This is a genomic window from Pseudomonas sp. C9-3 (genome assembly GCF_032392015.1).
Taxonomy (GTDB): Bacteria; Pseudomonadota; Gammaproteobacteria; order Pseudomonadales; family Pseudomonadaceae; genus Pseudomonas; species Pseudomonas nitroreducens.
In genome coordinates, this window is sequence record NZ_CP135919.1 from 862,294 (window position 1) to 884,068 (window position 21,775).

Below are 21,775 nucleotides of genomic sequence, written 5' to 3' on the forward strand. Positions count from 1 at the left end.
GCTCAGTTGTTGTTGAGGTTGCGTTGAATGGTCGAGCCGGTGCCGAGAATGCCGGCGGACGGCAGCAATTGGCTGATCAGGCGGTTCCAGCGAGTCACACCGGCCGGGCCGACATAGACGACATCCTGCGGTTGCAACTGGAATTGTTGGGCGAGGATGAAGGCGGTAGGCGAGTTCGCGTCGAGTTGGAAGACCGTGGCGCGTTGCGTCTCCAGATCCTCGACACCGCGAATGACATACACGGCCTTGCCATTGGCTGTGGTCTGGTTCAGGCCGCCAACGCTGCCCAGTGCATCGGCCAGGTTCATCTCGCGGGTCTTGAAGGTCAGTGCGCGCGGCGCGTTGACTTCACCCATCAGATAGACCTTCTTGCGGTCGTTATAGGGCAGGTAGATGCGGTCGCCGTCCTTCAGGTACAGGTTGTACAGGTCCGCGCCTTTAGCAGTGTTCAGCGCATCCAGGTTCAGATGGAAGACCTGGTTGTCGCGCTGCAGCGTCAGACCGGAAAGGTCGGCATTGGCGGTATCCAGTTCGGCGGCGCCAATGGCTTCCATCAGCGCCAGCGGAGTGGTGGTGATCGCCTGCGGGCCTGCTTTGATGAACGCGCCATTGAGTATCACTCGCTGGCTGGCAAAGCGCAGAACGGCAATGTCCACCTGCGGTGCTTCGACATAGGCAGCCAAGGCGTTGGTAATGGTCTTGCGCACGTCCTCGATCGTCCTGCCCGAAACTCGCAGGGTGCCTACGTAGGGATAGAAGAGCGTGCCGTCTGGCCGTACCAGGCGACCGTTGGCATCGGTTTGCTGCTGCTGCCCGGCGGGCGAAGTCAGTTCGGGATGGTCCCATACCGTGATGTACAGAAGGTCACCGGCACCGATCCGGTAACTTTCCGGCCGGAAGCTGGCGAGCTTCTCGGGAACGGCGTCCTCTTGCTGGGTGGCGGTTGCAACCGTGAGCAGTTTGGGCGTGATCTGCACCAACTGGACGCGGCTGGACTCAGCCGAGTCCTCCTGCATCAGTCTTGCGGTATCCAGATTCTGGCCGGGGGAGAACATGCATCCCTGAAGCGCGAGGGCAGACAGGACAGCAAGGGACAAGGGACGAATCATGGGGTGGCTACACAAAGGAGGTGAACGGGAGGGCGCGGACTGTTTCTGCGCAGGTATTCCAAAGCGCAAGGTGCTGGCCGAAAGGCTGCGCAGGTTAGCAACGGGGATGGATAGTGGATGTAGGAATTGGCTGGTGGGGAGAGGCAGTAAATTCTTGAAGTGAAAAAGGCGACAATCAGTAGGCGTTCTTGTGGACGAAGCCCTTGAACAGCGTCAGGAAGACGATCTTCAGATCCCACCAGAGCGACCAGTTGTTGATGTAAGCCAGATCGAACTCGACACGCTTCTGCATCTTTTCCAGCGTATCCGTTTCGCCTCTCCAGCCATTTACCTGGGCCCAGCCGGTGATGCCCGGCTTTACTTTGTGGCGCAGCATGTAGCTACTGATTTGCCCACGATATTCCTCGTTATGCGCGATGGCATGCGGGCGAGGCCCGACGATGGACATATCGCCCAAGAACACGTTGATAAATTGTGGCAGCTCATCCAGAGAGGTCCGCCGCAGGAAGGCTCCTAACGGGGTTATGCGGCTATCGTTGCGGGTTGCCTGGGTGACTTTCTCGCCGTCCTCCATTACCCGCATGCTGCGAAACTTCCACACTTCAATGGAGCGGCCGTCAATGCCGTAGCGCTTCTGGCGAAAAAATACCGGGCCGGAGGAGGTGAACTTTATGGCCGCCGATATGAATAGCATGGGGATGGCAATCAGACAGAGGATCAGCGACGAGAGGACGATATCTTCGAGGCGCTTGACTAGAGCACTCGCGCCTACCATGGGACTGTCGAAGATACTGATGGTGGGGATGCCGTCGATATTCTGCGAACGAGCATGAAGCAAGTCGAAAACGAAAACATCGGGAACGATATAGACGGATACGGTGGTATCGCTCAGTTGCTCCACCAGCCATCGGATTCGCGTTTCGCTGCGCATGGGGAGCGTGATGTAGACGCGATCCAATTTGCCCGCGCGAGCCTGTTCGACTAGGTAATCCAACGTGCCAGAAATAGGCAGTTTTATATCGCCATTGCCCAAGCTAATCGGGGCATGAAACGTGTCATCGAAGAATCCAGTCAGTTCCAGCCCCATCCAAGGGGCGCTAGCAATGTTAGTTGCAAGGCGCTGCCCCAACACTCCTGCGCCGGCAATGGCAACGGAGCGCGCATTAAAGCCTCTTCCGCGCAGGGCATGCAAACCCGATCGCAAAAGTACGCGATAACCGCACAATCCAGCAAGTACCAGGGAGAACCACTGAATCTGCCCTGTACCACTGAGTACGGTTATTTCTGGGCTAAGGTAGTCGGTAACGGCGACCCCAGTAAAACTAATCGCCCAGATACTACCGACCTTACGCAACTCTTCGCGAGTTCGTTCACCACGCCATGAGATATAGAGCTGTCCAAAGTCACCGAGCAGGTAGAAGATCACCAAGGCAAACAGTGTCGCGATGACTGCCGAGTAATCCCAATGCACTCTATCAGCGGCGATAACCACACCCATGCCGAGGCAGATTACACCCAGGTCAAGCAATTTTTGCAGCACGGAGATAGTGGCTTGATGGGGGCGGAGAATTCCGCGATCCATGCGATTCATCTATAAGTTCTCTCTGGAGCTGGAGTGACCTTTTTAATCAATGCCATTCGTCTGGAGCTACGGCTTTCCAGTCCGAAAATGCAGATTTCAGGTCGTACTGGTAGGGATATTCCATTTCGACCAAGCAGCCAGGATGGATGTTGTTGGATCGCACCAGTTTGCGAATACGCACCGGGCTGAAGGGATGGCGCAGGCCCATTGGTCGCGCAATCAGATCAATGCCATGGGCCATGCACAGCAAAAGAGTGAAGGGAATACCCGGCACACGGCGTGTAACCCCCGCCACCTGGCAGACTGTATCGACATATTCCTGGATCGACGGGCCGGGATTCATCGACATATTGAAAAGGGAGAAGTGCTCGCCATGCGCCTTTTGCCGCTCCAACATCCACCAAATGGCTGCGCATAACTCTTTCACATAGATTCCGGCCTTCCGTGTATCGCGATTACCCATGTAGAAGAAATAGCGGTGCATCACGGCTTTGATTAGGCGCGAGACATTTCCACCTTCGCCCGGGCCGAACACTACGCCAGGGCGGACAATCACCAGATGTCTGTTATTCTTGTCTGTTGCCAGCCAAGTCTGATGCATTTTCTCGGCTACCAACTTTGATCCGCCATAGGCTGTCACCGGCACTGGCAGGGAGCGCTCGTCCTTTTGTTCCTCACTGGGGCCATAGGGTGAAATTGAGCTGGTAAAGATGATTTCGTTGCAGCCTACCCGCTCGGCCCAGGAGCACACGTGCTGGGCTCCAAGCAGATTAGTCTCGTAGTACTCGAAGTCTTCATGTCCAGGTTCGCGATGTATGGCGGCAAAATTCGCGATGAGAGAAATAGTTTCCGGCGGAGTCCAATCGATGGATTGGCGGACATCACCACGAATCTCGATGATCCGGCTGTCTTCTCGAACTATTTCCTTTCGGTGAGAAAATGATTTTTCGGAAACCTGTTCCCTGTCGAACAAATAGACCTTTTCAAAACTTCCTGTGGAGAGCAGGTGCTTGGCGAAAAAAACACCAATGAAGCCGGATCCTCCGAAAATTACAGCAAACATAATTTATTATCCCTATTTGGTTATCGCTTCAATTTCTCTTAGGTAGCGATCTACGCTGAATCTAGAACGAGATTCGATTTGAGCTCGTTTCGAAATTTGGATGGAGTTTTGAGGGGAGTTAATTATTTCAAGTATTTGATCGGCAGCTTCTGATGCTGAATTATAAAGCCAGCCGTTTTTCTTGTGAGTTATTATGTCGATATTTCCAGGGCAAGTTGATGCTACTATTGGCAAGCCAGTAGCCATTGCCTCAATGAGGGATACAGGCATCCCTTCCCATAGAGCAGTAGATAAATAAATTCCGGAGCTCTTTAGGTCTTGGATGACAATTTCTTTTGGCTGCCATCCAGAAACACTTACTCCAGCATCCTCGAGATTTTTCTTGAGTGTGGGGTCGCCATCTCCAATCCATCTGAATTTAATGTCTTTGGATTTGGAATTGACTATTTTTGCGATGCGGCTGAATAATTCCGGAGATTTTTGTGTTCGAATTTGTCCCACAGTAATGACTTCTTTGATTATAGACGTTTCGTCATTCCTTGTTATAGGTTTTATTTCTGTTGTATTGATTGCGTTTTCAATGATGTGACATTTGCGAAAAGGAATAATTCTGGTGATATATTTTTTTTCACTTTCAGAGCATGCTATGTATTCACAGTTCTTGATGCTTCCAATTATTTCAAGGGCTATAAAGATGGAACGTTTAACTATTCCTATATCTCTCCTCATGAACGATATGCAGTGCGGTATATAGAATATTTTGCACTTGAAAGGTAGAAGGATAGTTGCTATCCGGCCTATGAATCCGGCAAATGAGGAGTGGAGGAATATTTTGTTTGGCTTGTTCTTGATTAAGTGTTTTCGGACTTCAAGTATGCTGGAAATGCTTTTTTTGCCGGACATTTGAATGTTTTTTAAAGAGATTTTTTTTTTTAAAGAAATCTCTTAGATTTGGCGGAGTTTCAGGGCGGATAGAGTAAATTACATCTACAGTATTCCCACTATTTGACTGTTCGTTAGCTAGTAGCGAAGCCATGGAGAGAGTCCCAGTTGCAGTTGACTCTATAATGTGGGCTATTTTTACTATTGGCATAGGGATTTTGATTTTTCTTTAATTTGGCAGAGAGGGTAGTGCGTTGGCGGTTTGTTGATGTTTTTATATGGTGTGGGTCATAGAGTGATATGAGTTTTTTACCTTTATACTAGAGGCTATGTATATGGCTGCAAGGTAGAACTGCAAATCAAAACCTGCAATGTTGTTTACGAATGGGGTTAGGAAAAGACTAAATAGAACAACTCCTTTTGCTCCAGTGGATTCTTTAAGTGCTCGCCTGTAGATAGTTCCTAATATTAATCCTGAAATGATTAAGGCGATTAATGAGAATTTTCCAAAAGCTATGTAAAAAGTTCCTGGAGTGGTGTAGTAGAGATTCGGCCTTATAAGTACTGATGTGAAGGATGCTATCTTGGATAGTTGAGGAACTATACGTGATGGGTCAAGCTGGTATTCCGGTCCAAAATTATATTGGTAGGCAAACTCAAATAGGCCGTGTGCAAAATACTGGTTGACTTGAATTATTGGAAAAAAAAACTGTCCTCCTTGGGAGGAGAGTATGTCGCTTGAAAAACCTTCAGATATTGGAACAAATTCAGCATAACCATTTTTGCTGACAAAGTCTAAAGTTGATTGGATGTCGTCAGTTGCCGAAATTGCGCTGTATCTAATTAAAAAGAATAGTCCTGATGATATGATTAATAGTGGTATTGTTATGGCTAAGGTTTTTAGTGTTATTCTTTTGTAGAACAAGAATATTAATAGGCATAGGAGTATTCCTCTAGATCCAGTGGATATGACGTCCATTGTTGCCATGAAGAAGATTAATATAAAGACCGCTCTATAGAATTTACTTATCCCTTTTGGGGAGTCTCTAAGTTTTAAGAAAATCGCGATTGAAATTGGCAGAAGAATGACTGATGTGATCGAAAATAAGTTTGATCCGTCAACTCTCGAATCTCTTACGCTGGATATGTCGAAGTAATTTGATACGGGGCGAAAATAGAACCGATCAATATATCTAAATGCTATAGATGTTGCTGCTGCAGAAATAGATATGAAAAGTGCTGATTTATACGAAATAGTGATTTTTTTCCAAGGTCCGAACATCGCGCCAGTAAAAAAAGAGCAGTAGAATATTAAGAATGACGTAGTTGCAAAGCATAAAAACTCAATACTTATGTATTTTGGGTTTTTATCTATTAATGGAGATGCTATGCATATGGTAAGCGTGAGCCATGAGGATAATATTGCTGCTATCGCTGGCTTAAGTTTATTTGGTATTAATAAAGTTGACATTTATGGTTTGAAATAGTGATTTTATTTCTTTGAGATGCATGTCCAGTTCTAGGCTGGTGTAGCAATATAAGTTTGTATGTGGTGAGGTTAGTTTTGTTGTGATGGTTGCAGATGAGTATGCCGAGTATATTGATGATACATTCTGGTCTTGAATAAATTTCTCTAAGTTGCTATTTATTTCTTTGGCCCAGGATTTTGTTCTTAGTGTCTCTGAAATCTCTGATGTCTGACTTGGGTGAGGTTTGAAAAAAATAAAATCTCCATGGGCTGATTGAGATATTTTTTCTAAGTGTTTTAGTATGAATTTTTCGTCTAGTTTATTTATTGTTTCCTTGGTTGAGTCGATGTATATGATTATGCCGGATGTTTTATTCTGTTTGTTTGTTTTGTTTTCATTGATTATAATTCTTTTTTTATTTTTTGCTTTCTCTATTAGCTCTGGGAATAGGCAATAAAAATTTTCGTATTTGCTGTTTTTCAAAATGTCTGGATAGGTTTTGTTTGTTTCGTTTCCTATTCTAACGTCTCTGATGTTTGTTATAGATTTGTATAGCTTTGTTTGCAGGGTGTTGGGTAGTTTTGATTTGTAGTAATAAGCAATTCCATCGTCATAGAATGATCTTTTTCTTGCAGCTAGTATGAATAGTGAGAACCATAAATTTAATGGGTGCGGGACGATTGCGTGAGATTCTCTAGTTAAGGCGCATCTTATGACTTTTGAAATTGTAGTTATTGATCTTGAGAGTTTTCTGATTGCGCTTGCCTCCTTTGGTAAATATAGTATCTCCGCACTTGTGTGGGAGTTTTTGATTGTTTTTGCTATCTCTTTATGGAAGCCGGATGTGCAGATTATATATATCATTGTTAATGGATTGGGCTTTTAAGATATTCGCTCTTTACTGGTGTGTTTGGCTGTATGTCTACAGTGGCGCGGTTTCCGATAACTTTAGATAAATGCTTTGGCGATACCCCAAACCCTGGTCTAATGCTCTTTACAGCATCGCTTCCTATGATTTCATTTTTGGATATTTCTTTTGTGAAATATAGTGATCTTCTGAATTTTGAGTTTCCAAGTTCGCTGGATTTCTTTCCGTAATCAACTTTCCCTAAAGTCGACCATGCTAACTTTGTATTTTGGCAAAGTGCTTCTAGTTCGCTAGGCTCAATGGAAAAACTATCGTCTGCCCCGCCGCCTTTTCTATTCAAAGTGAAATGCTTTTCGATAATTGATGCTCCCAAGGCAACGCTAGTAATGGCTGTAATGCTTTCCAATGTATGGTCTGATAATCCCGTGACTACTCCGAATGATCTTTTCATATCGGTAATAGTATGTAGGTTATATTCTTCTGCGGACGCTGGATAACCACTCACGCAACGCAAGATAGCGAGTTCCCTGCAGCCCCCTTCCCGCGCCGCTTCAATCGCCTCCCCAATCTCATCGACATCAGCCATCCCCGTCGAGATGATCATGGGCTTACCTGTGCTGGCTACGTATTTGATGAGAGGCAAGTCCACTGCTTCAAAAGAGGCGATCTTGTAAGCAGGGGCATTAAGACTTTCGAGAAGGTCGACGGCGGTGTTGTCAAAGGGAGAGCTGAATATGGTTATACCTACCTTGTGGGCGTGCTCGAAGAGTGGCTTGTGCCATTCCCAGGGCATCTGTGCTTCTTGGTAGAGTTGATAGAGTGTTTTCCCATCCCATAGGCCGCCATGAATCTGGAACTCTTCCGAGTCGCAGTTCAGCGTGATGGTGTCTGCTGTATAGGTCTGAAGTTTGATGGCGTCTGCACCAGCCTTGTGTGCTTCTTCTATTATCCGAAGTGCCGTCTCCAGACGACCGTTATGATTAGCGGAGAGCTCGGCAATAATGTAAGGAGGGCAGTCTTCGGCAATACGCCGCCCTGCAATAGATATACTAGGTAATGTCGTCATGGCTAAGTTCCAGATTCAGTTGTGCCACTCATCAGCGAGTAGGCCGAAGCAATGGATGTCGTGGTAGTTCTCGCCATCAAAGTGATGGGAGCGCAGCACGCCTTCCTGCTTGAAGCCGAGCTTATGGTGCATGTGCAGGGATCGATCGTTGTAGTTCAGTACTTGTGCACTGATTTTGTGAAAATGCAGTTCTTCAAATGCGAGCTCGATCGCGCAAGCACCCATCGTAGAACCGACTCCTTTGGCTGCATTGGGGGAGATATAGAAGCCCCATTCCGCGATAGCGGTGTCGGTATTTTGCGTGAAGTTCATATGTCCCAGCGCCACGCCGTCTTGCTCAAAGATCAACAGGGTGTAAGCCTCGTTATGAGCTACGCGGAGGTACCACTGGCGGTGTTCTTCCAGCGAAATGGGCTTCTTGTTGAACATGTACCTGCTGATCGTTGGGTCATTACGCCAACTGAGCAGTAAAGGCAGATCAGCTTCCGTTAGCTTTCTAAGCCTGCTCAAAGGGACACTCCTGGATGCTGGGTCAGAAGCTCAATTACTCGCTCTGTTCCCATGCCATCGGTGACGTCTGCGGCAGCCAATGCCATTAGGTGCAATTGCGACGGGGCGCAGAGGCTTTGCAGGGCGAGGGGAAGTTGCGTTTCGATACTGTCTATCGACTGGATGAGAGTTGCTGCGCCAACCTGCTGAAGCTGCGTGGCGATACGCTCTTGATTGTCTGCCATTACCAGCATGATGGAGGGGAGGCCGAGACAGCACCGTTCCCAGGAGGTTGAGCCAGCTGCTCCGATTGCGATGTCGGCCTCGACCATCAGCTTTGCCATATGGGGAGTGTTCACCAGTACGCTAGTCGGGCAGGGCATGCTCCGAGCCACGGCATCTACTTCTGCTGTTCTGAGAGCATTGGCCCCCATTACGACTTGCAAGGTCCATTGGCTATCCAGCACGCCGCGCAAACTGTGCATGATTCTCGTTGTGGCGTTCGGTGTATCCCCGCCTCCCATACTGATCAGCAGACTGCGAGCTCGGGCTTTTTGGCGGCGTTGGAGGCTTCTGTCCCTGAGTTGGGCAAACTCAGGGCGCAGCAAGGCAAACTGTGGTCCCAGCAGTAATCGACAGTCAGCAGGAACTCTGCGTGCGTAATCATCGGCGCTTCTTCCAAGATTTTGGTCGAGGAGCAGGTCACAGGTATGCAATCGATCGGCAAGGTCGTCGATAACCATTATGTGGCGCGTCGTCTCGGCGAGCATTTTTTCCCACCGGTAATCCAGCGCGTAATGGTCCAGTATCAACCAGTCTGCCCGCGCTCCGACTAACTGTTCTGCCGTTTGGATTGCGTCTTCCTCCCAGGAAGTTTCAAGCCAGCTTGCGTGGGGCGGGGCGTTTTCCTCTTCGCTGTATTCAGTTGGAGAATAAGGAAGAGTGCCTAGTGTGTGCTCCCGCTGCTGTATCAGCGCGTTCAGGTTCCCTGGATGCTCTCGGGATATGAAGTGGCACTGCGCTCCATTCGCTTTTAGCGCATCGGCAAGTGTGAGGCAGCGCATGACATGGCCGGTGCCGATCCTCAAGGAGGCGTCAACACGGAAGACGATATTCATTCGGCCGGGCCTGCTTCCGCCTGCATTGCCTTTAACATCCATTCGGCCCGCTGCCAGTCTTCCAGCGTGTCTATGTCCTGAACCCTATGCCTTGGAAGGATCACCGTACTTGAGGCGCTGCCGAAAATCGGATTCCCAGTGAGCCAGGCTTCCGGGGTACCCCAATAGAACTGGCCAGCGTCGTGGTAGGCATCCTCCAGATCCTGGGAGCGTGTATTGAAGTGCTCCGGATGGAACATGGTGATTTGGCCGTTCTCATTCAGGCTGAATGCTCGCTGAATGGGGAATGGAAAACTTGTTGCGGCGAAGACATAGCCGGCTTGCTGGGTCGCCAGCTTTGCCTGGCCGGCACGCAGATCGCCTGGCTGTATAAAAGGGGCTGTTGCATAGATGCAGCAGACTTGGCTGATTGCCTGATCGCGTTCCAGGTACCAATCGATGGCGTGCTGAATGACAGGGATGGTTCCGGTGTGATCATCCGATAGCGATTGAGGGCGCTGAAAAGGCACTTCTGCCCCCGCTTGCCGGGCAACCTCCGCGATCTCTGGATCGTCTGTAGATACGACTATTTCATCGAAGCAGCGGCTTTGCAGCGCTGCCTCGATGGTCCAGGCGATCATCGGCTTTCCGCAGAACAGCTTGATGTTCTTGCGCGGAATTCTTTTGCTGCCCCCTCGTGCAGGAATGACTGCCAGCTTCATGCGCTGATAGCCTGGCCCAGTGCTGTGACGACCTGATCCTGATGTTCGTCGCTGAGCGATTGGTACATGGGCAGGCTGATCGCTTCCTGGTAATACTGCTCGGCGTGCGGATAGTCACCTTTCTTGAATCCGAGGCTTTGGTAGTACGGTTGTGTATGAACGGGAATGTAGTGCAGGTTCACACCGATACCGGCCGCGCGCAGCTGCTGGAATACCTCGAGATGGCTGCGTGCACTTTTATCCAGTTGAAGGCGGATAACGTACAGGTGCAAACCTGAGTAGCTCTCCGGGTGCTGCCAGGGTGTTGTGACCGGAATTGAAGCGAGCAACTTGTCGTAGCGCAGCGCAAGCAGATGACGGCGAGCTACATAGGCATCCAGCCGCTGCATCTGGCTTATTCCCAGCGCTGCCTGCAGCTCTGTCATGCGGTAGTTGAAGCCCAGTTCTATTTGCTGGTAGTACCAGGGGCCATCCGGCTCATGGGTCATTTGCGAGGGCTCGCGGGTTATACCGTGGCTGCGTAGCAGCGACATTCGTTGCGCGAGGTGGGCGTCATTGGTCAAAGCCATACCACCTTCCGCTGTGGTGATGATCTTCACGGGGTGGAAGCTGAAGACCGTAATGTCGCTGTAGCGGCCGTTGCCGATGAATTCACCGCGATATTTACCGCCAATGGCGTGGGAGGCATCTTCGATGACTTTGAATCCATAGCGTTGCGCCAACCCATGGATAGCCGCCATGTCGCAGGGTTGGCCGCACAGGTGTACCGCGACCAGCACTTTGGGCAGCTTGCCGCTGGCCTCGGCTCGCTCCAGCTTGCTCGCCAGTGCTTGGGGGCAGAGGTTGTACGTCTTGGGGTCGATATCGACGAAATCGACTTCTGCTCCGCAGTAGAGGGCGCAGTTTGCGGAAGCAACGAAGGTGACCGGCGTAGTCCAGAGCGTGTCTCCTGCTCCCAGGCCTAACGCAAGGCAAGCAATGTGCAAGGCCGAGGTGGCGCTATTGACCGCAAGAGCATGGCGCGCACCAACATGCCCAGCGACGTGTTGCTCGAAGCGAGGAACCATCGGACCTTGCGTAAGGAAGTCTGAACCCAGGACCTCCAGCACGGCGTCGATATCAGTCTGGAGAATCTCCTGGCGGCCATAAGGGATCATCAGATGCTCCCGATCTTGTCGAAGTTACGATCGATCCAGGTACTGAGCGCGTCATCACTCATCCACTCGGCATTGTTATCGCTGGCGTAAACGAAACCTTCGGGAACCTTGACGCCATCCTTGATGCGCTTTGCGCAGGTTGCCCAATTGTTGATGGTCGGCAGGATCTTGAAGTGCTCGGGATACTCGTAGGTGTAAAGAGCGTCTTCGGCGCTGATCATTTGCTCGTGCAATTTCTCACCCGGGCGAATTCCCACAGTTTCCTGACGCGATTGCGGCGAGACCACGCGAGCCAGATCGGTCACTTTCATAGAAGGGATCTTTTTCACATAGATTTCGCCGCCTTCCATGTCATCGAACGCATGCCAGACAAGCTCAACGCCTTCCTCGAGGGAAATCATGAAGCGAGTCATGCGTTCATCGGTGATCGGAAGGACTCCCTTGTCCTTGATGCTCATGAAAAAGGGGATCACCGAACCTCGGGAACCCATGACGTTGCCGTAACGAACGACGGAGAAGCGAGTGTCATGCCCACCGGAGTACGAATTACCGGCGACGAAAAGTTTGTCCGAGGCAAGCTTGGTGGCACCGTAGAGGTTGATGGGGCTGCTGGCCTTGTCTGTCGAGAGCGCGACAACGCGTTTTACGCCCTTGTCGATGCAGACATCGATAAGGTTCATGGCGCCCATTACGTTGGTCTTGATGCACTCGAACGGGTTGTATTCAGCAGTGGGGACGATCTTTGTCGCTGCTGCATGGACGACATAATCCACTCCATCGAGCGCGCGGTAGAGGCGTTCTTTGTCACGAACATCGCCGATGAAGAAGCGGACGCGATTGTCTCCTTGGAATTTTTTTGCCATCTCCCACTGTTTCATTTCATCGCGCGAGAAGATGATTATTTTTTTTGGTGAGTATTTAGCCAGCGTCATCGGGACGAAGGTGTTTCCGAATGAACCAGTACCGCCAGTAATTAGGATGGTCTTGTTAGTAAGCATTGGTATCACCTAGTTTTGAGGAGAAATAAATGGGTTGCAGTCGGGAGGCGTGAGTAAGAAAAATGCCAGCGCTTTCGTGGCCAGAATCACCAGGAAGGCTATGCAAAGGCTGATTGGGATCGCCATGTAGGAGATAGCTGAGGAAAGCATCCAGGTGCTAAAAAGGAACACTGCCAAGCCAAGAAAGTGACTTAGAATTATCGCTCGGTCCTTCCCTTGGGCGTAAAGGCAGTAATGAGGGATCATGCCAAGTGAATATAAAGTCACACTGAATAATGACCAGTAGAACAAGTTACTATTTTCAGAGTAAATTGGTTTTCCAATAAAGCTAAGTGCTGGGGTGATGAGTGTAACTGCCCCGATTGTCAGGATGCATAGAAATAAAGCGGTTTGAATGAAAAGGCTCCGAGCTTGGCTGCGGAATAGAATAGAGTTTCTTTCGTTGTGGGATTTTATGAGGGTCGGATATATGAAGGAGAAAACTCCGGCGTCGAGAAAAGAAATTACCGCGTTGCTTAGGCCCATGAATAAAACGTAGGCGCCGACAATTTCAATGTTTGAAAGCTCTTTGATCCAGTAACGATCGAACGTAAAAATCCCTCGAATAGCTAGAGTGGCAGCCAGAAATGGGATGGCGATCTTTATCCCTGTGAGGATCCATTTCCAATCGACCTTCTCATGCCATCCGATTATTTCAAGTTTCCGCAGTTTGAGGATGCTGAGCGTTATTGCCAGAAGATCTCCAATTACCCAGAGTAGCAGTACATATTCGAGGCTTTTTAAACCTGGATATAAGCTCATAAGCAGGATGGCTGCCAACGGCCAGGATCCGCTACGAAGAAAGAGATTGAGACTGGCCGCATGTTGTTGCGAGAGGGCTATTAATAGCCTGCCAATCTCCTGATTTATATGCTCCAGAACAAGGAGTACAAAGAACCAGATAGATACTTCCCATGGGAGCAGCTTTGTGATAAATATTAGGAATAGCAGTGGAAGAGATACTGCGTATAGGGCGCCCGTCATGGTTATCTGGTTCTTCAGCAAGCCGCCGAAGTGCCATCCGCCAATTTTTGTAATTTCTCGGGTCGTATAGATATAAAAATCCAGGCCGACAAGGTACAACGCATAAGCAATCGTGGCTGTTAGGAGTCCGTATAAGCCAAGTTCACTGGCAGGTAGATAACGGGCGAGAAAGAAAATCAGGAGGAATTTGCTTGCTAAGGTCATACCGCGAAGGACGATATTGCTTAACCTGGAAAGAGCGATTTTCGGCATTTGGATTATCCAGGCACGCTACCGCCCCAGGATTTTTCGTTTAACTCCTGAGACGCAGGGATATTTTGATTGTCTATCTGTGCGGGAACAGGTGAAGCGTCGATATCACGTATTAGTCAAGGGTTCTGCCACTAGCCAGCCTTGACCAAGCTGTGGGTTGAAACGCTGACTTGAACTTCCCGCTGCAGCAATTTGAGTAGAAGCAATACTCTCTCAGTACCATCTTTTGCCAGGAAGATCGCTTCCATACCCTGGGTTCCTGACCAGTCAACCATGACTCTTTCTCCTGGCTTGAATTCATGCTCTTCTGGATTTTTCTGAAGTCGCAGGCTATCAATGACGTGACTGGGAACTGGCAGAGGGTTGGATCCGAATCGGACGATCTGACTAACGCCTCTTGTTGAGCGAATTGGCATCCAATTGTCTTGCAATGTATCCAGTTCAATGAATAGGTAGCCGGGGAACAGGGGCTCTTCCTGGTGATTCCACTGGCCGTTGCGTAGTCGTTCAATCTGGCGTTTCGGTAGCAGGCACTCGTAACCTTGGCGTTGCAAATGCTTGAGTGCACGAAAGTCCTGCTTGGGTTTGCACTGCACCAGGTACCAGCGTTTTTCATTTGTAACTTGCATATTTCACTCCCCTGATCAGGGGTATCGCTTTCGGGAAAGCTTCAGGACTTATCCGAGAGGTACTCATACTGATAATTGCTGTAGGCCCCATTACCGTAGTAATCAGCCGCACGGCGTTCGACGCCGTTGAAGATGGCGCCCTTGAGCTGGATGCCGTTTTGCGCAAATCGGCGGATGGTCAGTTCGATCTCACGCGGGGCATTGCGGCCGAAGCGGGTGACGATCAGGCTGGTGCCTGCCTGGTGCCCGACGATGGCGGCATCGGTAACGGCCAGTAGGGGAGGGGTATCCAGGATGACCAGGTCGAACTCGCTGCTGGCTGTCTCCAGCAAGCTGGTGAAGTTCGGATGCATCAGCAATTCGGAAGGGTTCGGTGGAATCTCCCCACGGGAGATGAAGTGGAGGTTTTCCACCTTGGTCCGTTGCACCGCCTGCTGGAAGCTGCAGCGCTGGATGAGCAGATCCGACAGGCCGACCTTGTCGTTAACGCCGAGCGTCTTGTGCAGGTAGCCCTTGCGCATATCCACGTCTATCAGGAGTACGCGTTGGCCGGTCTGGGCGATTACGGCGGCAAGGTTTGAACTGACAAAGGATTTTCCGACATCGGGGCTCGGGCCAGAGATCATCAGCCGATTGTCACCCGACTCCAGCATGGCGAAGTGGAGGCTGGTGCGCAGGCTGCGCAGCGACTCAATGGCGAGGTCCGTGGGATGGCTCGTTGCAAGCAACGGAGCAACCGCACGGCCGTCTTTCTTACCTTCCCCTAGTTGATCTTCATCGGCTTTGTGCAGAGCACTAAAGGGGACTGAGGCGTAGACCGGCAGTCCCAGTTGCTCGATGGCGTCTGCGGTTTCAATGCCCCGATTCAGCGCTTTGCGCAGCAGTACCAGAGCGATGGCGAAGAACAGGCCGAGCAGGGTGGCGATGGCGACGATCAGCGGCTTTTTGGGTTTCACTGGTTTGGTGACGTCGACATCAGCAGTGTCGATGACACGCACATTGCCGACGGAGCCCGCACGCACAACATCCAGCTCCTGGCTCTTGTTCAGCAGCTGCGTATAGATGGTAGTGCTGACCTCGACGTCCCGGGTCAGGCGCAACAGGTCTTGCTGTGTTTCCGGTAGGCCCTCGACGCGCTTGGCAAGGCCGTTCTGCTTGGCAGTGAGCTCACCGATCTGCCTGGCCAGCGCCTGATAGGCAGGATGCTGGCGGGTGAACTTGCGGTCCATCTCGGCCTGCTGCAGCTTCAGCTCGGAAATGCTGGTGTCCAGGGCGACGCTCTGGTCTAGAAGCGCCTTGGTTTCAAGGCTGATGTCGGCCGACTTGGCCTTGGTCTGGTAGCTGCTCAATGCGTTCTCGGCAGTTTCCAGATCGTGACGGACCTCGGGCAGTTGCCCGCGCAGGAACTCCAGACTGGAAGCCGCCTCGGCGGATGCGCGCTGGACGTTTTGTCGAACGTACTGCTGGCTGATCTCGTTCAGTACGGCGAGTGCCCTGGACGCGTCATTGTCGTCCAGCGTCAGATCGATGATGCCGGAATCCTTGCCGGTCTCGGCCACCTTGAGCGCGTCCTGGTAGTCGAGAATGGTGCTCAGCCGACGGTGTTTGGTGACGTGGAAGCGAGTCCCGGCATTGGCGTGCAGGGTTTTGATCTGTAGCTTGATGCCTCGTTCGTCATAGGCCTGGCCGACGGAACCTTCGATTAGCACGTTGCCGTCGTCATCAAGCAGCTGGAAACCTCCAGCCTCTTCGGTAACCAGCGTCAGATTCTTTTCGAGCAGGCTATCGGGGACGTCCAACTGGAAGACTTCCAGCAACTCGCCACCCCAGGCAAAGCGGCTCATTCCCAACGGGGCCGGGGCAATGTCGCCGGGATTGTCAGGCTGGTAGCGGCGCTGGAAAAAGCTGCCGATCAGCGGAAACAACGACGGGCTGGCATCAATGTCCAGGTGCAGATTGTCCACGGCCTTGCCGATCACGCTACGCGAGGTCAGTAGCTGGATCTCGGTCACAGCCTGGGATTGCGAGCCGCCGAGGAGATCGCTCATCTCGGTCAATCCAGGAATTCCTGGCGATTTCTGCTCCACCTGAATGGTCGCCGAGGCGCGGTAGACAGGGGTAGCGAGCACGGCATAGGCAATGCCTGCCAGCAAAAATCCGGCAGTGATGCCCGTGATCATCCATTTGTGATCAATCAGGACGCCGAACAGCCGGAGCAGGTCGATTTCGTCGTCGTCGGCGGACGCTTGTGGCGTAAAGGATTGCGCTTGCTGCATGAAGGGTACTTCGCGATGAACGCTTATCGAGTGGTGCGGAGATATCGGGACCATGTGGCGACTGCCTCATCGATCAAGGCATAGGCATGCTCGAAGGCAGCTTCACCTTGTCTGTACGGATCTGGAATTTCCCGGTCGCGCTGCCATTTGCCGAGCAGGAAGGTCTTGCCTCGGGACTGCGGAGATAGCTGGTTGATGTCGCGCAGGTGGTTGCGCTCCATGACCAGAACCAGATCGGCGTCCTTAAGAATCTTCGGGGTCAGTTGGCGGGCGCGATGCAACGCGGGTTGTTGGCCATGCTGCGAGAGTGTTGCGAGGGCGTGTTGCTCGATCGGCTGGTTGACCAGCGCTGCTAGGCCGGCCGAACCAACCTGTATGTTGCGACCAGGAAGAGCTTGGCGCAGCAGGTGCTCTGCAGTGGGGCTGCGGCAGATGTTGCCGACGCAAACGATGAGCACCTGATTGAACACGCTGAATTCCGCCTTGGTGGTGGATGCCTAAGGCTGGCGAAATTAAGCCGCGTGGCAGGGTGATTCAATGCGCTTTCCGGCCGATTGGTGGGTTTCGGAATATTCCGGCTGTGGTGGAGATGGATGCTGTGCCGTCTCCGGGATGAAATCCCACAAGCTTTGAGTGTGGCGAAATAATACTATCCGGCCAGACGGTGGACGGTTGCGGGCGTCAGGCGAGGGTTCTACGGGGCGTTATTGAGGGGCGTTTCGCGGGGGGGCTGCCCGGGCAAACTTACGCTTGCCCGGGCAGTTGCAGGGCCGGGACTCAGCCAGTAGCAAGACGGTCGACGGCGTGCGCTGGGTTGAAGCGGGAGTACAGGTTTTCCAGCGATGATTGCAGTTGCTCGCCAGAGTGCTGGCGCTGGATGCATTGGCTGTTGCGCGATAGCTGTGCCAGAACGGCCGGGTCGCGTTGGGTGAAGCCCATGACTTGCCGTTTTGCCTCTGTTAGATCATGTGCGGTGGCCAAACCTTCGGCAACGAACGGACCGATGCGTCGCAACGCGATAGGGAGATCGAGCTTCGCCGCCTCCAGTACCGAGATGGGAAAGCCATCCCAGGCGGCGGTGTGGAAGTAGAGGTCGAGCCCCTTCATATGGGCGATGACTTCGTCGCGCTGACGCCACCCGGTCACTTCGATGCCGGCCTGAACCATCTCCGCCATGACCTGGGCGTCGCCTCCGCCAATCCATTTGAAGTGGGCGACGTCCCGGCAACTTTCGGCCACGGCGCGGAAGTAGTCATGGCCCTTCTGCCGGCTGATACGCCCGACCATGCCGACCACCGGCTTGCTGGTGAGGCTGCGAACTGTCGGTACCTCCGGCAGTTCGTCGCAGACATTGACCAGCCCCAGGGTATGCCCCGGTTCGATCAGTTCCCCGGCAATGCGTTGCTCATCCATGCCGCAGCCGGCTATCACTGCGGTGCGCCTTGCCAGCAGCGACTCGATGGCGCGGTAGGCCTTCAGCATCATGGGATGATCGCCACGCAGGAAGGCGAAACCGTGCGGGGTGTAGACGATCTTCTGCGCCGGGATGAACGGCAATGCGCGGATCAGCGCGCCGGCGTAGGTGCTGTGCAGGTGGATGACGTCCGGCTGTATGCGATCGATGTAGGGCTTCACCCGCGCCAGGCTGGCAAGTCGGCGCGGCACCAGTTCCATGTGCTTGAACAGGCCCTGACTTTCTTCACCGGTGGTATCGCCCTTGCGCACCGAGGCCAGCAGGTAGTGCTCATGCTGCTGGGAGTTGAGGATGTAGGAGTTGATGGCCGAGGTGACGCCGCCGCCGAAGGACTCGGTGATGTGCAGGATCTTCATAAAGCGATGTAGGCCCCTGGAAAATTACTCGTCGTAACTGGGAGACCAAACAGCTGAATATGGTCTTGCTGGGCTAGAGCGTAGCCTTTTTCAACAGTGCAATGTAAGGATTTCTGACGCTTTTATCGGAAGTCGAATAGAGCGCCAAATTACCGGCGAAATAGCACGCGGCCGATCCACGGGGTGACCGCCAACTCGATCAGCGAATACGCACGTTCGAAGGCTTCAGGGCCTTTGCGGTAAGGGTCCGGGATCTCCTGATCGGTCTGCCATTTGCCCAATAGAAAGGTTTTGCCGCGGGCCTCAGGCGCCAGGCGAATCACGCTGTCGATCTGCGATTGCTCCATGACCAGGATGAGATTGGCCTCATGGATCATCTCGGCGTCGAGTTGGCGGGCACGGTGAGGTTGGGGGTGGTGGCCGTGGCGGCGGAGGATGGCGAGGGCGGTGTTGTCGATGGGGTGGCCGACCAGCGCGCTGAGCCCGGCGGAGGCCACGGCGATGTCGGTGCCCTGCAGGGATTCGCGCAGCAGGTGTTCGGCGATGGGGCTTCGGCAGATGTTGCCGATGCAGACGATCAGAATCCTGTTGAACACGTGGAGCGTCCCTGACCGCGACCGATAATCGTCAGAAATCTATCGGTCGTGGTGCAGGGGCGTCAAGCCGCCGTCAGAGGGGCTGCAGGGCTCAGCTCTGGCTGGCGGGCGGCTGCTCGGTGGGCGCGGTTTCTTCCTGGGGCGGGCGCTCCAGGGCGACCTGGCGGATGGACAGGCGAATCTCCGCCGGCAGCACACGCTTGGCGGCGCCTTCGGCCAGTTCGCCGAGCAGTTCGTGGTAGCTCAGCTTGCCGTTCTCGTCCTTGCGCAGCACGCCTTCGTCCAGCAGGGTCTGGATGAAGTGGCGGAACAGGCTCTTGTCGAAGAACTCCGGGGCATTGAGGCCGTGGAGGACCGACAGGCGCTGGGCCATCACTGTGCAGAGGTTTTCCAGTTCCTCGGCGGTGAGCTGCTTCTGCCCGGCGTTCAGCACCAGCGAAATGGACATGTAGAAGCGCTGCAGGGTCTGGGCGATGGCGCGGGCCAGCAGGGTCAGCAGCACATACTGGCGCGAGCTGGGGGCCGGGCGGATGAAGGTGTCATTCTCCTGTTTGAGCAGCTCGCTGGCGACCATGGCCTGCAGCCACTGGTCGACCACCGCGTCCAGCTCATCCAGGCTCCAACGGATGAACAGCTCGGCCTGCAGGTACGGGTACAGCGCGCGGGTGTAGCGCAGGAGCTGTTCCCGGCTGATTCGGCCGCTGTTCTGGAAGAAGCTGGCGATCAGCGCCGGCAGGGCAAAGATGTGCAGGACGTTGTTGCGGTAGTAGGTCATCAGTACCGCGTTCTGCTCGTCGAGATAGCAGATGCGACCCAGGGCGTCCTTCTGCTCGCTGAGCAGGTTCATGCTCTTCACGTACTCGATCAACTGCTGGCCGTCGCCCTCGGGCAGTGTGGCGCTAGGCGAGTAAGGCACCTTGCGCAGCAGGTCGAGGTAGAGGTCGATCACTCGCGCCAGGGCGGTTTCGTCCAGGGCTAGGCGGGTAGTGGAGAGGAGCGCCAGCGCCACCAGGTTTACCGGGTTGATCGCGGCAGCATCGTTGAGATGGCGGGCGACGTCGCGGGCCAGGTGGTTGGTGGTTTCCGAGAGCCAGGCCGGGCGGTATTCCGGGCCCAGTTCCTGCTCGCGCCAATCGGGTTGCTGCTGGTCGAGGAAGTCGTCGAGGTGGATCGGTTCGCCGAAGTTCACCCACACCTGGCCGAAGCGCTGCTTGAGCGCGCCGATCACCTTGAAGATGTCGAAGATCGACTCCTTCTTCTTCGCCGCGCCACGCAGTTCACCCAAGTAGGTGCGGCCTTCGAGCACGCGCTCGTAGCCGATGTACACGGGGACGAAGACGATGGGCCGGCGCGAGTCGCGCAGGAAGCTGCGCAGGGTGATCGCCAGCATCCCTGTGCGCGGATGCAGCATGCGCCCGGTGCGGGAGCGGCCGCCTTCGACGAAGTACTCGGTGGAGAACCCACGGCTAAACAGGGTGTGCAGGTACTCGTTGAAGACCGCGGTATAGAGCTGGTTGCCCTTGAAGCTGCGGCGCATGAAGAACGCACCGCCGCGACGCAGGATCGAGCCCACCACCGGCATGTTGAGGTTGATGCCGGCGGCAATGTGCGGCGGGGTCAGGCCGTTGCGGAACAGCAGGTAGGACAGCAGCAGGTAGTCGATGTGGCTGCGGTGGCAGGGCACGTAGACGATCTCGTGGCCCTGGGCGACTTCCTGGACGCGCTCGATGTGGTTGACCTTCACACCCTCGTAGAGCTTATTCCAGAACCAGGTCAGGGTCACTTCGAGGAAGCGGATTACCGGGTAGGAGACGTCGGCGGCGATCTCGTTGGCGTAGCGCAGGGCAGAGGCTTCGGCCTTCTCCTGGGAAATCTTCTGGGTTTCGCATTCCTCCTGGATCGCCTGGCGCACCAGCGGCGCGCGCAACAGGCCCTTGACCAGGGTACGGCGGTGGGAGAGGTCCGGGCCGATCACTGCGGTCTTCTGGTTGCGGAAGTGCACGCGCAGGATGCGCTGGACCATGCGCAGGGTGCGTTCGTGGCCCTTGTTCTGCTCCACCAGCTCGCGCAGATGGATGGGGGCGGAGAACTGCACGCGGGTCTTGCGGCCGAGGATGAGGATGCGCGCCAGCTTGCGCAGTCGACCGGTGACGGCCCAGTTGTCGGCGAACAGCAGCTTCCAGGCGCTCTTTTCGCTGTCCGGCGATTGGCCCCAGAACACGCTGACCGGGACGATCTGTGCATCGTCGATGCCGTTCTGGCCGATGGCGCCGAGCATGCGCACCAGCGCTGGCGGGGCGCCGCGTTTGTCCTGGCGACCCAGCCAGTCGGGCTCGGGGGTCAGGTAGAAGAAGGCGGCGGGTTCGATGGATTCACCCACTGCCACCGGCATGACCGGGCGCGGCAGGCCGGCCTTGCGGCATTCGGTATCCACCACGGCGAGGTCGCTCACCGAAGGCTGTTGCAGGACGTAGAGGACCGGTTTGCTGCGGTCGATCTTCAGGCTGAAGGACGACTGGTTGATGGTTTCCGAGCGCACCCAGAGGTAAAGCAGGCGGCGCAGGGCACCGAAACCGAAGCGGCGGAACGGGTAACGAGGCATACAGGCCCTATGGCTGGCAGAGATAAAACGAGCGATTGCTCAGACCGGCTAGTTTGCCGGATTAG

19 protein-coding genes are annotated in these 21,775 nt (G+C 53.6%); all 19 read right to left on the minus strand.

Features of this window, described 5'->3' with window-relative positions; translation table 11 throughout:
• Positions 1 to 2 precede the first annotated feature (2 nt).
• Positions 3 to 1,109 (minus strand): polysaccharide biosynthesis/export family protein, encoded by a 1,107-nt coding sequence (locus RS899_RS03855; RefSeq protein ID WP_233298184.1) that lies wholly within the window; start codon positions 1,107 to 1,109, stop codon positions 3 to 5.
• Between the two features lie 175 nt (positions 1,110 to 1,284).
• Positions 1,285 to 2,700 carry an undecaprenyl-phosphate glucose phosphotransferase gene (locus RS899_RS03860; RefSeq protein ID WP_315809137.1) on the minus strand — a complete coding sequence of 472 codons (1,416 nt, stop codon included), beginning with the start codon at positions 2,698 to 2,700 and terminating at the stop codon, positions 1,285 to 1,287.
• A gap of 37 nt (positions 2,701 to 2,737) precedes the next feature.
• A complete protein-coding gene (locus tag RS899_RS03865; RefSeq protein ID WP_315809138.1) occupies positions 2,738 to 3,754 on the minus strand; it encodes an NAD(P)-dependent oxidoreductase in 1,017 nt (338 codons plus the stop codon).
• A gap of 12 nt (positions 3,755 to 3,766) precedes the next feature.
• The gene (locus tag RS899_RS03870; RefSeq protein ID WP_315809139.1) at positions 3,767 to 4,657 is read right to left on the minus strand and encodes a glycosyltransferase; all 891 of its coding nucleotides are present in this window, start codon (positions 4,655 to 4,657) and stop codon (positions 3,767 to 3,769) included.
• Positions 4,658 to 4,910: 253 nt separating this feature from the next.
• Positions 4,911 to 6,107, minus strand: a complete 1,197-nt coding sequence (locus RS899_RS03875) for a hypothetical protein (RefSeq protein WP_315809140.1) — start codon at positions 6,105 to 6,107, stop codon at positions 4,911 to 4,913.
• A complete protein-coding gene (locus tag RS899_RS03880; RefSeq protein WP_315809141.1) occupies positions 6,082 to 6,969 on the minus strand; it encodes a polysialyltransferase family glycosyltransferase in 888 nt (295 codons plus the stop codon). The genes RS899_RS03875 and RS899_RS03880 overlap by 26 nt, the downstream gene beginning before the upstream one ends.
• A 2-nt stretch (positions 6,970 to 6,971) precedes the next feature.
• A complete protein-coding gene (gene pseI, locus RS899_RS03885; RefSeq protein WP_315809142.1) occupies positions 6,972 to 8,039 on the minus strand; it encodes a pseudaminic acid synthase in 1,068 nt (355 codons plus the stop codon).
• 15 nt (positions 8,040 to 8,054) lie between these two features.
• A complete protein-coding gene (gene pseH, locus RS899_RS03890) occupies positions 8,055 to 8,549 on the minus strand; it encodes a UDP-4-amino-4,6-dideoxy-N-acetyl-beta-L-altrosamine N-acetyltransferase (protein ID WP_315809143.1) in 495 nt (164 codons plus the stop codon).
• The gene (pseG, locus tag RS899_RS03895) at positions 8,546 to 9,646 is read right to left on the minus strand and encodes a UDP-2,4-diacetamido-2,4,6-trideoxy-beta-L-altropyranose hydrolase (RefSeq protein ID WP_315809144.1); all 1,101 of its coding nucleotides are present in this window, start codon (positions 9,644 to 9,646) and stop codon (positions 8,546 to 8,548) included. Before pseG ends, pseH begins: the two co-directional genes overlap by 4 nt.
• Positions 9,643 to 10,347: a pseudaminic acid cytidylyltransferase gene (pseF, locus tag RS899_RS03900; RefSeq protein WP_315809145.1), complete on the minus strand. Its 705-nt coding sequence runs from the start codon at positions 10,345 to 10,347 to the stop codon at positions 9,643 to 9,645. Before pseF ends, pseG begins: the two co-directional genes overlap by 4 nt.
• Positions 10,344 to 11,504 (minus strand): UDP-4-amino-4,6-dideoxy-N-acetyl-beta-L-altrosamine transaminase, encoded by a 1,161-nt coding sequence (pseC, locus tag RS899_RS03905; RefSeq protein WP_315809146.1) that lies wholly within the window; start codon positions 11,502 to 11,504, stop codon positions 10,344 to 10,346. The genes pseF and pseC overlap by 4 nt, the downstream gene beginning before the upstream one ends.
• Positions 11,504 to 12,502, minus strand: coding sequence for a UDP-N-acetylglucosamine 4,6-dehydratase (inverting) (gene pseB / locus RS899_RS03910; RefSeq protein ID WP_054908307.1), 999 nt, complete (start codon positions 12,500 to 12,502; stop codon positions 11,504 to 11,506). The genes pseC and pseB overlap by 1 nt, the downstream gene beginning before the upstream one ends.
• Before the next feature lie 9 nt (positions 12,503 to 12,511).
• Positions 12,512 to 13,777, minus strand: a complete 1,266-nt coding sequence (locus tag RS899_RS03915) for a lipopolysaccharide biosynthesis protein (protein WP_315809147.1) — start codon at positions 13,775 to 13,777, stop codon at positions 12,512 to 12,514.
• Positions 13,778 to 13,908: 131 nt separating this feature from the next.
• Positions 13,909 to 14,406 carry a transcription/translation regulatory transformer protein RfaH gene (rfaH, locus tag RS899_RS03920; RefSeq protein ID WP_064979586.1) on the minus strand — a complete coding sequence of 166 codons (498 nt, stop codon included), beginning with the start codon at positions 14,404 to 14,406 and terminating at the stop codon, positions 13,909 to 13,911.
• Positions 14,407 to 14,447: 41 nt separating this feature from the next.
• Positions 14,448 to 16,682, minus strand: coding sequence for a polysaccharide biosynthesis tyrosine autokinase (locus RS899_RS03925; protein ID WP_315809148.1), 2,235 nt, complete (start codon positions 16,680 to 16,682; stop codon positions 14,448 to 14,450).
• A gap of 23 nt (positions 16,683 to 16,705) precedes the next feature.
• The gene (locus RS899_RS03930) at positions 16,706 to 17,152 is read right to left on the minus strand and encodes a low molecular weight protein-tyrosine-phosphatase (RefSeq protein ID WP_054908310.1); all 447 of its coding nucleotides are present in this window, start codon (positions 17,150 to 17,152) and stop codon (positions 16,706 to 16,708) included.
• A gap of 307 nt (positions 17,153 to 17,459) precedes the next feature.
• On the minus strand, positions 17,460 to 18,512 hold the full coding sequence (locus tag RS899_RS03935; RefSeq protein ID WP_315809149.1) for a glycosyltransferase family 4 protein: 1,053 nt from the start codon (positions 18,510 to 18,512) through the stop codon (positions 17,460 to 17,462).
• A 149-nt stretch (positions 18,513 to 18,661) separates the two neighbouring features.
• Positions 18,662 to 19,108, minus strand: a complete 447-nt coding sequence (locus RS899_RS03940; RefSeq protein ID WP_233298174.1) for a low molecular weight protein-tyrosine-phosphatase — start codon at positions 19,106 to 19,108, stop codon at positions 18,662 to 18,664.
• Between the two features lie 91 nt (positions 19,109 to 19,199).
• Positions 19,200 to 21,710 (minus strand): glycerol-3-phosphate 1-O-acyltransferase PlsB, encoded by a 2,511-nt coding sequence (plsB, locus tag RS899_RS03945; protein WP_315809150.1) that lies wholly within the window; start codon positions 21,708 to 21,710, stop codon positions 19,200 to 19,202.
• Positions 21,711 to 21,775 lie beyond the last annotated feature (65 nt).